This window comes from Streptomyces sp. NPDC052036, from assembly GCF_040680495.1.
Lineage (GTDB): Bacteria > Actinomycetota > Actinomycetes > Streptomycetales > Streptomycetaceae > Streptomyces.
Map to the genome: position 1 here is coordinate 68,922 of NZ_JBFAWW010000007.1, position 14,243 is coordinate 83,164.

12 protein-coding genes are annotated in these 14,243 nt (G+C 72.0%); 4 read left to right on the plus strand and 8 right to left on the minus strand.

Annotated elements, in window-relative coordinates; translation table 11 throughout:
• Positions 1–17: 17 nt before the first annotated feature.
• From AB0L95_RS12825 to AB0L95_RS12840, 4 genes are all read right to left on the minus strand, one after another.
• On the minus strand, positions 18–1,238 hold the full coding sequence (locus AB0L95_RS12825) for an MFS transporter (protein WP_365161136.1): 1,221 nt from the start codon (positions 1,236–1,238) through the stop codon (positions 18–20).
• A 153-nt stretch (positions 1,239–1,391) separates the two neighbouring features.
• Entirely contained in the window at positions 1,392–2,429 is a 1,038-nt protein-coding gene (locus AB0L95_RS12830) for an endonuclease/exonuclease/phosphatase family protein (protein ID WP_365161138.1), read from the minus strand.
• Positions 2,430–2,704: 275 nt separating this feature from the next.
• The gene (locus AB0L95_RS12835; protein ID WP_365161140.1) at positions 2,705–3,325 is read right to left on the minus strand and encodes a TetR/AcrR family transcriptional regulator; all 621 of its coding nucleotides are present in this window, start codon (positions 3,323–3,325) and stop codon (positions 2,705–2,707) included.
• A gap of 105 nt (positions 3,326–3,430) precedes the next feature.
• Complete coding sequence (locus AB0L95_RS12840; RefSeq protein WP_365161141.1) at positions 3,431–5,023, minus strand: MFS transporter; 1,593 nt, start codon at positions 5,021–5,023, stop codon at positions 3,431–3,433.
• 240 nt (positions 5,024–5,263) lie between these two features.
• Here AB0L95_RS12840 and panB point away from each other — a divergent pair, with 240 nt between their 5' ends.
• The 3 genes from panB to AB0L95_RS12855 all read left to right on the plus strand — a co-directional run bounded on the left by panB (position 5,264) and on the right by AB0L95_RS12855 (position 8,273).
• The gene (panB, locus tag AB0L95_RS12845) at positions 5,264–6,151 is read left to right on the plus strand and encodes a 3-methyl-2-oxobutanoate hydroxymethyltransferase (protein ID WP_365161143.1); all 888 of its coding nucleotides are present in this window, start codon (positions 5,264–5,266) and stop codon (positions 6,149–6,151) included.
• Between the two features lie 278 nt (positions 6,152–6,429).
• On the plus strand, positions 6,430–7,455 hold the full coding sequence (locus tag AB0L95_RS12850; protein ID WP_365161145.1) for an ATP-binding cassette domain-containing protein: 1,026 nt from the start codon (positions 6,430–6,432) through the stop codon (positions 7,453–7,455).
• Positions 7,452–8,273: an ABC transporter permease gene (locus AB0L95_RS12855; protein WP_365161147.1), complete on the plus strand. Its 822-nt coding sequence runs from the start codon at positions 7,452–7,454 to the stop codon at positions 8,271–8,273. The genes AB0L95_RS12850 and AB0L95_RS12855 overlap by 4 nt, the downstream gene beginning before the upstream one ends.
• Before the next feature lie 26 nt (positions 8,274–8,299).
• On the opposite strand, the gene AB0L95_RS12860 is transcribed toward AB0L95_RS12855, so the two are convergent.
• On the minus strand, positions 8,300–11,731 hold the full coding sequence (locus tag AB0L95_RS12860; protein WP_365161149.1) for a BTAD domain-containing putative transcriptional regulator: 3,432 nt from the start codon (positions 11,729–11,731) through the stop codon (positions 8,300–8,302).
• 126 nt (positions 11,732–11,857) lie between these two features.
• Positions 11,858–12,358: a DUF6578 domain-containing protein gene (locus AB0L95_RS12865; protein ID WP_365161477.1), complete on the minus strand. Its 501-nt coding sequence runs from the start codon at positions 12,356–12,358 to the stop codon at positions 11,858–11,860.
• A gap of 106 nt (positions 12,359–12,464) precedes the next feature.
• On the opposite strand from AB0L95_RS12865, the gene AB0L95_RS12870 reads away from it, so the two are divergent.
• On the plus strand, positions 12,465–13,262 hold the full coding sequence (locus tag AB0L95_RS12870; RefSeq protein ID WP_365161151.1) for a site-2 protease family protein: 798 nt from the start codon (positions 12,465–12,467) through the stop codon (positions 13,260–13,262).
• Here AB0L95_RS12870 and AB0L95_RS12875 read toward each other — a convergent pair.
• Both AB0L95_RS12875 and npdG read right to left on the minus strand, forming a co-directional pair.
• On the minus strand, positions 13,252–13,503 hold the full coding sequence (locus AB0L95_RS12875) for a hypothetical protein (protein ID WP_365161152.1): 252 nt from the start codon (positions 13,501–13,503) through the stop codon (positions 13,252–13,254). The genes AB0L95_RS12870 and AB0L95_RS12875 overlap by 11 nt on opposite strands.
• A 13-nt stretch (positions 13,504–13,516) precedes the next feature.
• Complete coding sequence (npdG, locus tag AB0L95_RS12880) at positions 13,517–14,221, minus strand: NADPH-dependent F420 reductase (protein ID WP_365161154.1); 705 nt, start codon at positions 14,219–14,221, stop codon at positions 13,517–13,519.
• Positions 14,222–14,243: the final 22 nt, after the last annotated feature.

The following is a 14,243-nucleotide window of genomic DNA, read 5'->3' on the forward strand; positions in this document are numbered from 1 at the left end:
GCGCGCCGTCCCGTCCGTCAGCCGCGCACGTTCTGCGGCTGCTCCGGTACGTGCGTCGCCACCAGGCGTTCCCGCGCGGTGGCCGGAGCGCTCCGGCGGCGGTCCACCGTGTAGGCGACCCCGGCCACCGCGACGCCCAGCACCGCCAGGGCCGCGCCCGCGAGCGCCGGGGAGGTGGCGCCGAGACCCGCGGCCAGGGCGAGGCCGCCGATCCAGGCACCGCCCGCGTTGGCCAGGTTGAAGGCCGCCTGGTTGGCCGAGGAGGCGAGGGAGGGGGCGGCGGACGCCTTCTCCATCACCATGAGCTGCAGCGGGGAGCCGGTGACGAACGCCGCCGTACCGAGCAGCGCCACAGCCACCGCCGCGCTCCACTCGGCGTGCATGAACAGCGGGAACACTCCCAGCACCACCGCCAGCGCGAGCAGTCCGCCGAAGAGGGTGCCGCGCAGCGAGTGGTCCGCGAGCCGGCCGCCCACCAGGTTGCCGATCGTCGCGCCCACGCCGAACAGGGCCAGCAGCAGGGTCACGCTGGCGTCCGCGTAGCCCGCCGCGTCGGTGAGCATCGGCGTGATGTAGCTGTACGCCGAGAACAGCGCGCCGAAGCCCGCCACCGTCGTGCCCAGTGCCAGCCAGACCGGCAGGGAGCGCAGGGCGGCGAGTTCGCCCCGCAGACCGCCGGCCGGGGCGTGGGTGTGGTCGTGCGGGATCAGCAGGAAGAGCGACGCGATCGCCGCCACACCGATCACGCTGACCCCGAGGAACGTCGCCCGCCACCCCAGGTGCTGGCCCATCAGGGTGGCGACGGGGACGCCGGCGATGTTGGCGACGGTGAGGCCCATGAACATCAGCGAGACCGAGCGGGCCTTGCGCTCGGGGGCGACCAGTCCCGTCGCGACGACCGCGCCGACGCCGAAGAAGGCGCCGTGCGGCAGTCCGCTCAGGAAGCGGGCGGCGAGCAGCGCGTCATAGCCGGGCGCAAGGGCCGAGAGCGCGTTGCCCACCACGAACAGGACCATCAGTCCGATGAGGACCGTACGGCGGGCGAGCCGGGAGGTGACGGCGGCGAGCAGCGGCGCGCCGATCACCACGCCCAGCGCATAGGCCGAGACCAGGTGCCCGGCGGTGGGGATGGATATGTGCAGGTCGTCCGCGACGTTGGGCAGCAGGCCCATCATCACGAACTCGGTCGTGCCGATGCCGAAGGCGCCCACGGCGAGGGCGAGCAGGGCCAGGGGCATGAGGGACCTTTCAGAGCGGAGTTCCGTGCCGGACACGGTTCGTAAGTTCACCTACGGAACAAAGGGTCTCACGCCCGGTATTCCGGTGGCTCACGATTCCGCCCGCAGCGGCTCGGGACTCCGCCCCCGCCGACTCAGGACTCCCCCGGCGACTCAGGACCCTCCGTCGACCTTCACCCGGGCCGCGACCGGAAGGTGGTCGCTCCCCGTGCGCGGCAGGGTCCACGAACTCACCGGGTCCAGGCCCCGGACCATGATCTGGTCGATCCGCGCCATCGGGAACGAAGCCGGCCAGCTGAATCCGAAGCCGCTGCCCACCGCGCCCTGGGTGGAGCGCAGCTGCGAGGTGACGGCGTTCAGGGCGCGGTCGTTCATGGTGCCGTTGAGGTCGCCGAGCAGGATCACCCGGCTCAGGCTCTCGTCGGCGATGGCCTCGCCGAGCGCGTCCGCGCTGGTGTCGCGCTGGCGTGCGGTGAACCCGGCCGCCAGCTTGACCCGCACCGAGGGCATATGGGCGACATAGACGGCGACCTCCCCCTCGGGCGTCTCGACGGTGGCCCGCATAGCGCGGGTCCAGCCCAGTTTGATGTCCACGGACCTCACGTGGGCGAGCGGGTACTTGCTCCACAGGCCGACCGTGCCCTGCACCGAGTGGTACTTGTACGTCGACGCCAGCGCATGCTCGTAGACCGGGACCGCGGAGGCCTTCAGCTCCTCCAGCGCCAGCACGTCCGCACCGGAGTCGGCGACCGCGCGGGCGGTGCCGGAGGGGTCGGGGTTCTCGGCGTTGACGTTGTGGGTGGCGACGGTCAGGTCACCGCCGCTGCCGGTCTTGTCGCCGAGCAGCCCGCCGAAGAGGTTGAACCAGACCGCCGCGGGCAGCAGCACGGCGATCAGCGCGGTGGCCGACTTCCGCACCAGCGCGAGGATCAGCAGCAGCGGGACGCCCACGACACCGAGCCAGGGCAGAAACGTCTCGGTGAGACTGCCGAGGTTGCCGATGTCGTTGGGGATCTGCGCGTGCAGCAGCATCACCAGCGCGAGCAGGACCGCGAGAGCGGCCGGCACGATGCCGCGGCGCCAGATGCCGCGGTCGTCGCGCAGGCTCTGGCGAAGGCGCCGGAGCCGGGATCCTGGGCGGTGGGGATCCGTGCCGCCGCTACCCGTCTCCGTCATGTACGCCTGCGCCATATGTCGCCTCACACCCTGCCGTGCACACCGTCGTCCCCCCGGATATGACCCTAGGGGATGATCGGCTCGGTTCCCGCCGTCCCATGACGGCCGTTCGCGGACGAGGACGGGCAAGGCGGCCGCGGGAGTTCCGGCCGCGGGCACCAGAAGGGCCTTCTGTGACAAAACCTGCACATACCGGCTGGTGTCCCTGCGCCTCCGGGACACCAGTGCTGCGACCGGAAAGGTTCACCGGCTCGCGACGCCCGGCAGCTTCCCCGCATCCGGCCACAGCACTAGGAACTGACGGGCCGTAGCCCTTCGAGGACCGTGTCGACGACCCGCTCGGCGAGGCCCTCCTCCAGCTCGGCGTCGGGACGCAGCATGGAACGCACCAGCAGGGGACCGACGAAGATGTCGTTCATCAGCTCGATGTCCACGTCCGCGCGCAGTTCGCCGTTCTCCTGTGCACGGCGCAGGACTTCCAGCCCGAGCCGGCGGCGGGGGGCGACGACGGTGGAGTGATAGGCGGCCCAGATCTTGGGACTGCTCTTTATCTGGGCGTACACATTGCGCAGGATCGCCGAGGAGCGGGTGGCCACGCCGCGCTGCCGCAGCGACTCCAGGAGCACGACGAGGTCCTCGCGCAGGGAGGTGCCGGGCAGTACGGGCCCCTCGGGCTCGGCGGCGCGCAGCACGTCGACGAAGAGGTCCTCCTTGTTGTCCCACCGGCGGTAGATGGTCGCCTTGCCGACACCGGCGGTCCGGGCGATGCGCTCTATGGAGAGATCCGCGAGGGGCACCCCCTCCTCGATGAGCTTCATCACACCCTCGATGATGGCCCCTTCGACGGCCTCGCTGCGGGGGCGTCCGCGTGCGGGGAGGTCTCGGTGGGGCCGGCTGCCGGCGAGGCTCACATTCCACTCCGTCCATGCTCGCTGAGGATCATTGTCCCCGGTGCGCGCCGTGCCGGGCACCGGCACCCTGCCGGTGCCCGGTCGATGACGTGCCGTCAGCGTTCGTCAGTGGTCCGCTGCGACCAGTTGCTCCTCCTCCTTGCCGCTCTGTCCCGCGGGCGCCTTCCCGGGCAGGAACAGCGCCACCACGATCGCGCCGATCACCGCCACGCCCGAGCCCCACAGCGCCGTCACATGCATCGCGTGCAGGAAGGCGTCGTTGGCCGGGGCGACGAGGGCCTTGCCGTTCGGGCCGAGCTTCGCGGCCACGCCGAGCGTCGCCTCGATCGACTCGCCCGCGGTGTGCCGGACGCCCGCCGGGAGGAGGGGGAGCTTGTCCTCGATGCGGTCGCGGTACGTCGTGGACAGCACGGAACCGAGCACGGCGATGCCGAGCGCACCGCCGACCTGGCGGAAGGTGTTGCTGAGCGCGGACGCGGAGCCCGCCTTCTCGCGCGGCAGCGCCTGCATGATGACGACGCTGGTCGGGGTCATGATGTGGGCCATGCCGGTGCCCATGAGGAAGAAGACGACTTCCAGGATCCAGATGGGCGTGTCCGCCTTCAGGGTGGCGAACGCGGCGAGCATCGTGGCGATGACGACCATGCCGGCGGTGGTCGTGGCCCGGTTGCCGAACCGGTCCACCAGCAGCCGGGCGCGCGGCGCGAAGATCATCTGCGCGGCGGCCAGCGGCAGCATCAGCAGACCCGTCTGGAGCGCCGAGTAGCCCCGGACGCTCTGGGTGTAGAAGACGGAGAAGAAGGTCACGCCCATCAGCGCGAAGAAGACCAGCGCGATCGCGGCGATGGCGGCGGAGAAGACCTTGTTCCGGAAGTACGTGACGTCGATGGACGGATGGTCGCTGCGCTTCTCGTACACCACGAAGAACGCGAGGACGGCGAGACCGGCGGCGATCGTCGCCAGCACCTTGGCGTCGCCGAAGTCGGCGAGCTGGCCGCCCTTGATGATGCCGTAGACGAGCAGGACCAGGCCCACGACCGACAGGACGACGCCGACGATGTCGACCCGGCCGGGGCGGGGGTCGCGGGAGTCGGGGACCAGCCAGACCATCAGGGCCAGCGCGATGATCACGATCGGCACGTTGATCAGGAAGACCGAGCCCCACCAGAAGTGCGCGAGGAGCACACCGCCGGTGATCGGGCCTATCGCGATGGCGAGGCCGACGCCGCCGGCCCAGATGCCGATGGCCTTGGGCTGCTCGTCGCGCTCGAAGACGTTCATGAGGACCGCGAGCGTCGCAGGCATCACGAAGGCCGCGCCGAGGCCCATGAGCGCCCGGAACGCGATGAGCTGGGCCGGGGAACCGGACTCGGCCGCGAGCGCCGAGCCCGCGCCGAACACGACGAGACCGGCCAGCAGCGCCTTCTTCCGGCCCAGTCGGTCACCGAGAAGGCCCGCGGTGAACAGCAACCCGGCGAACACGAGGGTGTAGGCGTTGATGGCCCACTCCAGCTCGCTCTGGGTGGCACCGAGACCGGTCGGCGCCGGGGTGGAGATCGTCTTGATGGCGACGTTCAGGATGGAGTTGTCGAGCACCACGATGAGCAGGCTGAGCATCAGTACGCCGAGGATGGCCCATCGACGCCGATGCACCGCCTCCGGCACCCGCCGTTCGACAGAGGCAGCTGGAGTAGTCATGCGCATGAGCGTAGGGCATTTATGAAACGGAACCGTCTCGTATCGAAATCCTTTACGAGACCTTGAGTTCCCCGGGGTGGCGCGGGGAAACGGGTCGAGCGTGCGGGGCTCGCGGACCCGGTGTCCCGGGGTGACGCATGGCGCGTACCCCCACTAGCCGCGCGTGGCACGAGGTGCCACCATGGGAGTGATCCGGGGACGCCGTCAGGGCGCCTCGAGATGACCGAAGGAGCCGTTGCGATGACGCAGCTTTCCGCTGCCCAGGAGCAGCCCGCACAGGGTGCCCTCAAACCCTCCGACAGCAGCAAGGCGCTGTACGGAGGCAAGAGCACCCGCCGCATCACCGTCCGCGACATCGCCGCCGCCAAGGAGCGCGGCGAGAAGTGGCCCATGCTCACCGCCTACGACGCGATGACCGCGTCGGTGTTCGACGAGGCCGGCATCCCGGTCATGCTGGTCGGCGACTCGGCGGGCAACTGCCACCTCGGGTACGAGACGACCGTACCCGTCACCCTCGACGAGATGACCATGCTCTCCGCCGCGGTCGTACGGGGCACCCAGCGCGCCCTGATCGTCGGCGACCTGCCCTTCGGCTCCTACCAGGAGGGCCCGGTGCAGGCGCTGCGCTCGGCCACCCGCCTGGTGAAGGAGGCCGGGGTCGGCGCGGTCAAGCTGGAGGGCGGCGAGCGCTCGCACGGCCAGATCGAGCTGCTGGTGGAGTCCGGCATCCCGGTCATGGCGCACATCGGCCTGACCCCGCAGTCCGTCAACGCGATGGGCTATCGGGTGCAGGGCCGCGGCGAGGAGGCCGCCGCCCAGCTGATGCGGGACGCCAAGGCGGTGCAGGACGCGGGCGCGTTCGCGGTGGTCCTGGAGCTGGTCCCGGCGGAGCTCGCGGCGGAGGTGACGCGGGCGCTGCACATCCCGACCGTCGGCATCGGGGCGGGTCCGGAGACGGACGCGCAGGTGCTCGTGTGGACCGACATGCTGGGTCTGACCGGGGGCCGGGTGCCGAAGTTCGTGAAGAAGTACGCCGATCTGCGCCAGGTCATGGGCGACGCGGCGAAGGCGTTCGCCGAGGACGTCGTGGGCGGAACGTTCCCGCTCGACGAGCACTCGGTGCACTGAGCGGCTCCCGGGTGCACTGACCGACCCACTGCGGGCCGTTTCAGGCCGGCCGCGCAGTTCCCGGCGCCTCCCTGACGGGGCGCCCCGACAGCCCGCCGATCTTCCCCCGTCGGCGGGCTGTCGCGTTGTGCGCCCAAGCCGGTGCGCGCCTCTTTGCGCCTGAGCCGGCACCGCTTTCGCGGAGTCACGGTGGTTGTCGGGAAGGTGTCGGCGGATGTAGGCGATCCTGTCGGCGGCCTGTAGGCGGTTTGTCGGTGGCGGCTGGCACCTTGGTCGGCATGACGCGAATCGACAAGAACCCCATCGACGCCGCCCCGGACGCGGCTGTCACCGTACGGGGGCTGGTCAAGCACTACGGCGAGACCAGGGCGCTGGACGGCGTCGACCTCGACGTGCGCGAAGGCACCGTCCTCGGCGTGCTCGGGCCGAACGGCGCCGGCAAGACCACCCTGGTCCGCTGCCTGTCCACCCTCATCACCCCCGACGCCGGCCACGCCGTGGTCGCCGGCTACGACGTCGTCCGCCAGCCCCGCCAGACCCGGCGCGTGATCGGCCTCACCGGCCAGTACGCCTCGGTCGACGAGAAGCTCTCCGGCTTCGAGAACCTGTACATGATCGGCCGACTCCTCGACCTGCCCCGCAAGGAGGCGCGGGCCCGGGCCGACGGGCTCCTGGAGCGGTTCTCGCTCACCGAGGCCGCCAAGCGCCCGGCGCGCACCTACTCCGGCGGTATGCGGCGACGTCTGGACCTCGCCGCCTCGATGATCGGGCACCCGGCCGTCCTGTACCTGGACGAGCCCACCACGGGTCTCGATCCCCGCACCCGGAACGAGGTGTGGACCGAGGTCAAGCGCATGGTCGCCGAGGGCGCGACCGTGCTGCTCACCACCCAGTACATGGAGGAGGCCGAGCAACTGGCCTCCGAACTGACCGTCATCGACCGCGGCAAGGTCATCGCCGGCGGCCGCATCGACGAGCTGAAGGCCAGGGTCGGCGGCCGTACGCTGCGCATCCGTCCGGCGGACCCCCTGGAGCTGCACCCGACGGCCGCCGCGCTCGACGAGTTCGGCCTCACCGGTCCCGGCAACGCGACCGTGGACACCGAGAGCGGCACCGTCCTCGTACCGATCCTCAGCGACGGGCAGCTGACCGCGGTGGTCGGCGCGCTCACCGCCCGCGGCATCACGCTCGCCGACATCGCCACCGAACTGCCCAGCCTGGACGAGGTGTTCCTGTCCCTCACCGGCCACAAGGCCAGTGCCCCGCAGGACGCGTCCCCCGCCCGAGAGGAGGTCGCCGCATGAGCACGGCCACCGTCACCGCATCCCCCGCACCGATCGCCGACGGCCGCATCGGGCTGCGCGGCAATCTGCGCCACATCGGCGCCCTGGTCCGCCGCAATCTGCTGTGGATCCGCCAGGACCCCGAGTCGATGTTCGACGCGATCCTGTTCCCGATCGTCTTCTGCCTGCTGTTCGTGTTCGTCTTCGGCGGCGCGATCGCCGGATCCGGCAACCGGCACGCGTACGTGAACTACGTGGTCCCCGGACTGATGGCGATGATGGGCATGAACATCGCCCAGGGCGTCGGCACCGGATTCAACGAGGACTTCCAGAAGGGCGTGATGGACCGCTTCCGGTCCCTGCCCATCAGCCGGGGTTCCGTCCTGATCGCCAAGATCACCGTGGAGATCGGGCGGATGCTGGTCGCCACGGCGGTCCTGCTCGTGGTGGGCTTCCTGCTGGGCCTGTCGGTGTCGAACGTACCCGGCCTGTTCGCGGCCATCGGCCTGTCGATGGTCTTCGGCTTCGGGGTCATGTGGATCTTTCTGACCCTGGGCGTGGTGATGAAGAGCGCCCAGGCCGTGCAGGGAATGGGGTTTCTCGTGCTGATGCCGCTGCAGTTCGGTTCGTCGATCTTCGCCCCGACCAAGACCATGCCGGGCTGGCTCCAGGCCTTCACCGACTACAACCCGCTGTCGTCGCTCGCGGACGCGGCCCGCGGCCTGATGAACGGCCACGCGTCGGTCACCCACGACGTGCTGATGACCCTGGGCTGGTCGGCCGCCCTCACGGCGGTCATGGCCCCCATCGCCATCCGCAAGTTCACGAACAAGAGCTGATCTGCCCCGCGGTACACCGGTCCGCGTCAGACGAGGGCGGTGGCCTCCTCCACGGAGAGGCCGCCGCCCTCGGCGTACGCGGCCTCGTACACCGCGTCGCCCAGCACGGCCCGCACGGCCGCCTCCGCTCTGGCCCGGGTCTCGCGCTCCATCGTTGCCTGGAAGTGGCCGAGCGGCAGCAGCGCGTCGGCGGCTCCCAGGCAGAGCGCCGCGTCCCGGGCGCGGCTCCCGCCGTCCGCACCGGCGAGCGCGGTCGCGGCGGTCGTCAGGTGAATCGAGGTCAGATGCGGCGCGATCACCATCGACATCCTGTCCCCGGCCCGCTCCAGCGCCTGCCGCGCCAGGGCCAGGGCCTCGGGGTACCGCTCCTCCAGCACATCCAGCCAGGCGTCCAGACCGAGCACGATGCCCTCGAAGACCGGGAAGGCGAGGGCCCTGAACTCGCTGCGCAGCAGGCGCACCTGCTCGCGTGCCTCCGGTACCCGGCCGGTGCGGCTGAGCCACCACGCCAAGGAGAGCCGGGCGAACGGATTGGCGTCGTGCGCCGTGTCGTGGACCTCCTCGATGACCTGGCGCAGCAGCCGCTCTCCCTGCTCGCCCTGCCCGGCCTCCAGCAGCACACTGCCGAGCCGGGCTCCGAGCACGGCCATCTGGGACCGGGCACCGAGCTGTTCGGCGTACGCGCCGGCGGCCTCGTAGTCGGCGGCGGCGGCCAGATACTCGCCACGGCGTTCATGGGCCTCGCCGCGGGCGGACAGGGCCTCGGCCGCGCCCCAGGCGTCCCCGAGCCGGCGGAAGATCTCCAGTGCCTCGTCCGCGTCCCGGGTCGCGTCCCCCGCCCAGTGGGTACGGTTGGCGAGGATATTGGCGCGTATCTGCAGGACCTGGGCGAGCTCCCAGGTGTAGCCCAGCTCGCGGCAGGTGCGAACGGACTCGTCGAGAAGCTCGCGCATCCGGTCGAGGTCACCGCTGAGCACTACGGCGTAGAACCACAGGAAGCCGGGAAACCGGCAGGTCTGCGGCTGGCCGGGGCGGTAGGTCTCGCTGACGACCTGCAGCTTCTCCTTCGCCGCCGGCGTGTCCCACTCCTGGACGTCCAGGTCCATGCTGGCCAGACGGACGAGATGGGCGCCGCGGCGGGCCTCGTCGAGGATCTCCGGGCGCATCGGCGGCGGGGCGTCGGTGCAACTCTCGCGGAGGTCAGGCACCGGCCGGGCGGGCGCCGTGAAGGGATCGGGGCCGAGCGCGACGACCTCGGTGGCCCAGATACGGGACTCGGCGCGCAGATCCCGCATCTGCCAGTACCAGCACAGCGAGTGCAGCAGGCACAGCGCCTCCTGCTCGTCGCGGCCGGCGACGGCATGGCGCAGGGCGGTGCGCAGGTTCTCGTACTCCACCTGGAACCGTTCCACCGCCGCGCGCTGGGCGGTCGAACGCAGCAACGGGTCCGTGGTGCGGGCCAGTTCACGGTAGTACGTGAGGTGGGCGCGCTCGGCGGCGGGCCGGTCGCCCGACCCGTCGAGCTGTTCACCCGCGTACTCGGCGACGGTCTCCAGCAGCCGGTAGCGCATCTCCCCGTCGCCCGAAGGGGCCGCCACCACGAGGGACTTGTCGACGAGCGAACCGAGCACCTCCAGTGCGACGGAACCGCACACGGCCTCGGCGGCGGTGAGGTCGCAGCCGCCGGCGAAGACCGACAGCCGGCACAGCACCGCGCGCTCGTCCGCGTCGAGGAGGTCCCAGGACCAGTCGACCACGGCCCGCAGGGTCTGCTGCCGGGGCAGCAGGGTACGGCTGCCCGAGGTGAGCAGCCGGAAGCGGTCGTCGAGCCGGTCGGCGATCTGCCGCGGCGACAGCATCCGCAGCCGGGCCGCCGCCAGTTCGATGGCGAGCGGCAGTCCGTCCAGGCGGCGGCAGATCTCCGCGGCGGCAGCGGCGGTGTCCTCGTCGGCGTCGACCCGGAAGCCGGGCCGGGCGGCGGCGCCGCGGTCGGCGAGCAGCTTCAGCGCGTGCGGCTGCGGCAGCGGTTCGAGGGGGCGCAGCAACTCCCCCGGTACGCCGAGGGGTTCGCGGCTGGTGGCGAGGACCGTCAGCCCGGGGCAGTGCTGGAGAAGGTGCTCGACAAGGCGGGCGGCGGCGTCCACGACGTGTTCGCAATTGTCGAGGATGAGCAGCATACGGCGGCGCGCGCAGTGCTCGGCGAGCCGCTGGATCGGGTCGTCGTGGCGGTCGGTGACGGCGCGCATCTCCTCGGCGCCCGCGCCGCGCAGCACGGTCTCACGCGCCCCGACGGCGGTCAGCACGGCCTCGGGCACCGCCTCGGGGTCGTCGACGGGCGCCAGCTCGGCCAGCCACACTCCGTCCGGTGTCTCCTGCGCCACGGCCTCGGCGGCCTCCTGCGACAGCCGTGTCTTCCCGGCGCCGCCGGGGCCGAGCAGGGTGACGAGCCGTGCGGCCGCGAGGTCGCCGCGCAGGGTCTCTATGTCGGTGTCCCGCCCGACGAAGGAGGTGAGGCGGGCCCGGAGGTTGCCGGGGCGGGGCGCTGCTGCGGGGCTCGCCTCGCCGAGGGGCGCGACGGCGGGCGCGGCGGCGGTCCCCGGGAGACCGGCGTGCGAGGCGGCCGTGTGCGAGCCGGCCATGTGCGGGACGGCCATGTGCGGGACGGCCATAGGCGAGGCGGCGGTCCCCAGCGGGGCGGCGGACGGTGCGGGTGCCGGGGTGTACGGCGCCTGTCCGCGCAGCAACTCCCCCTGGAGCTCCCGTAGTTCAGGACCCGGGTCGGACCCGAGGCGGTCAGCCAGCAGCCGTCGTACGGCCTCGTAGGCGGCCAGGGCCTCCGCCGGACGGCCCGCGTCGCGCAGCGCGCGCAGCCGCAGCGTCTGGAGGGACTCGTCGAGCGGGTGGAGGTCGCACAGGGCGGTCAGCTCGGGCAGGTACTGTTCCCCCTCGCCGAGGGCGAGGGCCGCCGCGAGACGGGCGCGCCGCGCGTCGAGGCGGCGGGTCTCCCAGCGGGACACCTCGACGGCCCGGTCCGGGAGGTCGGCGAGGGCGGGACCGTGCCACAGGGCGAGGGCGTCGTCGAGCACGACCGCCGCCTTCCCGGGGTCGCCGTCGGCCAGCGCGCGCTGCCCCTCGCCGGTGAGCCGCTCGAAACGGTGCAGATCGACGTCGTCCGGAGCCGCCGCCAGCCGGTAGCTGCCGTCCGCCGACTCCACCGCGTCCGGCCCGAGCGTCCGGCGCAGCCGCCCGACCAGCGCCTGGAGGGCGCCGGTGGCGTCGACGGGCGGGTCGCCGTCCCACACCTCGTCGACGAGCAGGGCGACGGGGACCGGCCGGCCGGCCCTCAGCGCGAGCACGGTCAGCAGGGCACGCAGCCGGGCCCCGCCGACCGGGACGGGCGTGCCGTCGGTGCGGAGTGCCTGGGTGGTGCCGAGAATGCGATAGCGCACGAGGTTCATTGTCTCCGGTGGCAGCGAAGGGAGGACCGCCCGCCCCCGGGGGGACCCCCGGGGGGACCCCCGGACCCGGCGGAGCCGGGAGCCGGGACGAGGGCGGGAGAGAGGTCGGGAGCGCGGGCGAGCCGGTCACGGTCCCGGCGGGGCGCCGCCGGACACGTCGAGGTCGACGAGGACGCCCGACCGCCCCTCGCCGAACCAGCGCGGACAGCGGTACACGACCTCCAGCGAGCGCCCGCCGGGCACGGGCACATGTGTGCGCGAGCCGGGCGAGACGGGGGCCCAGACCTGGTGCACCAGCCGGATGGCGCGCACATGGCCGGTGGTCTCGGCCCAACGGTCGCTGTGACGCTCGACACAGAGCAGTCCGCGCCGGCGGCCGTCGGCCTCCGCGGTGTCCCCGGACACCGCGGCGACCAGCCCGTCCGCCGCCCGCACCAGCCGGAGCGCGCCTGCCACGTCGTGCACTTCCTCAGTCGGGCCGTCCAGAGTGCTGAGCGGGTCCTCCCAGCCTCCGCCGAGCACGTCCTCGGCGTCCATGAGCAGCAACGGCCAGCTCACCTCCTCCCCCACGGAGAACGGCGTGCCGCAGCACTCCATCCGCCAGTCCGCGTAGAACACCTGCCGCATCCCCACGCTCCCACCTTTGCGGAACTCGGACCGCAGGGCGAGACGTTTTCCCGGCGTGGCGGGTACGGTCGGGCCGTCCGTACCCTTGTCGAGTCCAGGGAGCCCCATGACCACCGCCGCCACCCGGCGCAGCGACCGGAGGATCAGCCCCGTCTTCATGGGGCTGCTGACCGTGACGGCGGTCACCGGCTGGGCCACCTGGAGCGGCTTCGCCGCGCAGCCGGGTGTCGCCGTGTTCCTGTTCGTGACGGCCGCCTGGATCGTCTCGCTGTGTCTGCACGAGTACGCGCACGCGCGCACCGCCCTGCACAGCGGGGACATCTCGGTCGGCGCGAAGGGCTATCTCACGCTGAACCCGCTGAAGTACACCCACGCGCTGCTGAGCGTCGTGCTGCCGGTGATCTTCCTGATCATGGGCGGGATCGGGCTGCCGGGCGGCGCGGTCTTCATCGAGCGGGGCCGGATCCGGGGCCGCTGGCGGCAGAGCCTGATCTCGGCGGCGGGCCCGCTGACCAACGTCGTGTTCGCGGTGGTGTGCACGGCCCCGTTCTGGCTGCATGTGCTGGACGGGGTGCCCGCCGAGTTCCAGTTCGCCCTGGCCCTGCTGGCCCTGCTCCAGGTGACGGCCGCGATCCTGAACTTCCTGCCGGTGCCGGGCCTGGACGGCTACGGGGTGATCGAGCCGTGGCTGCCGTACGACGTCAAGCGCCAGGTGGCGCCCTTCGCGCCGTTCGGCCTGCTCGCGGTGTTCGCGATACTGGGGATCCCGTCGGTGGGCGGCGCGTTCTTCGACGCGATCAACTCGGTCCTGAACGCGCTGGGCATCGACAACTTGCACAGCGCCTGCGGCTGGGAGCTGTACCGCTTCTGGAAGCCCGTTCCCGACGGCTGCGTCAGCCCGTGACCGACCGGCCCCCGCTGCGGCCCCGGCGCACGTAGTACCAGGTCATGTTGGACGACACACCGGCGAGCAGCACCCAGACGATCCCCAGCCAGCTGCCCTGGACGAAGGAGACGACGGCCGCGACGACGGACAGGACGCACACGGCGAGGGCGTAGAAGGCTAGGCGGGGCATGGGAAGCGGCTCCTGACGGACGGACGGTGTGTGGTCGTACGTGGTGGTACGGCGTCCAGTGTCCCCCATGCCCCGGGGCCCGCTAGACGTCGGTGACCCTCAGCCCCGCGTGCGCCTTGTACCGCCGGTTGACGGAGATCAGGTTCGCCGTGAGCGCCTCGACCTGGTGGGCGTTGCGCAGCCGTCCGGCGAAGATGCCGCGCATCCCGGGGATGCGGCCGGCCAGTGCCTGCACGATCTCGACATCGGCGCGTTCCTCGCCGAGGACCATGACGTCGGTGTCGATCCGCTCGATGTCCGGGTCCTCCAGGAGGACGGCGGACAGATGGTGGAAGGCGGCGGTGACACGCGAGTCCGGCAGCAGCGCCGCGGCCTGCTCGGCGGCGCTGCCCTCCTCGGGCTTGAGCGCGAACGAGCCCTTCTTGTCGAAGCCGAGCGGGTTGACGCAGTCGACGACGAGCTTGCCGGCCAGTTCCTCGCGCAGGGACGCGAGGAGCGTGCCGTGGCCCTCCCAGGGCACGGCGACGATCACGAGGTCGCTGCGGCGCGCGGTCTCGGCGTTGTCGGCGCCCTCGATGCCGTGGCCGAGCTGTCCGGCGGCGGCCTCGGCGCGTTCCGTGGCACGGGAGCCGATGATCACCTTCTGGCCGGCCCTGGCGAGCCGGTAGGCGAGGCCCTTGCCCTGCGGTCCGGTACCGCCGAGCACGCCGACGACGAGCCCGGAGACGTCGGGGAGGTCCCAGGGGTCCTTGGCGGGGGCCTTGGGTGCACTGTCGCTAGAGGTCATGGGCCGACTCTACGTGCGCCGC

What these genes read in the sequence shown, in the direction of transcription:
- AB0L95_RS12825 (WP_365161136.1), bottom strand. Translation starts at nt 1,238, where the DNA reads ATGCCCCTGGCCCTGCTCGCCCTCGCCGTGGGCGCCTTCGGCATCGGC.
- AB0L95_RS12830 (WP_365161138.1), bottom strand. Translation starts at nt 2,429, where the DNA reads ATGGCGCAGGCGTACATGACGGAGACGGGTAGCGGCGGCACGGATCCC.
- AB0L95_RS12840 (WP_365161141.1), bottom strand. Translation starts at nt 5,023, where the DNA reads ATGACTACTCCAGCTGCCTCTGTCGAACGGCGGGTGCCGGAGGCGGTG.
- panB (WP_365161143.1), top strand. Translation starts at nt 5,264, where the DNA reads ATGACGCAGCTTTCCGCTGCCCAGGAGCAGCCCGCACAGGGTGCCCTC.
- AB0L95_RS12850 (WP_365161145.1), top strand. Translation starts at nt 6,430, where the DNA reads ATGACGCGAATCGACAAGAACCCCATCGACGCCGCCCCGGACGCGGCT.
- AB0L95_RS12855 (WP_365161147.1), top strand. Translation starts at nt 7,452, where the DNA reads ATGAGCACGGCCACCGTCACCGCATCCCCCGCACCGATCGCCGACGGC.
- AB0L95_RS12860 (WP_365161149.1), bottom strand. Translation starts at nt 11,731, where the DNA reads ATGAACCTCGTGCGCTATCGCATTCTCGGCACCACCCAGGCACTCCGC.
- AB0L95_RS12865 (WP_365161477.1), bottom strand. Translation starts at nt 12,358, where the DNA reads ATGCGGCAGGTGTTCTACGCGGACTGGCGGATGGAGTGCTGCGGCACG.
- AB0L95_RS12870 (WP_365161151.1), top strand. Translation starts at nt 12,465, where the DNA reads ATGACCACCGCCGCCACCCGGCGCAGCGACCGGAGGATCAGCCCCGTC.
- AB0L95_RS12875 (WP_365161152.1), bottom strand. Translation starts at nt 13,503, where the DNA reads ATGGGGGACACTGGACGCCGTACCACCACGTACGACCACACACCGTCC.
- npdG (WP_365161154.1), bottom strand. Translation starts at nt 14,221, where the DNA reads ATGACCTCTAGCGACAGTGCACCCAAGGCCCCCGCCAAGGACCCCTGG.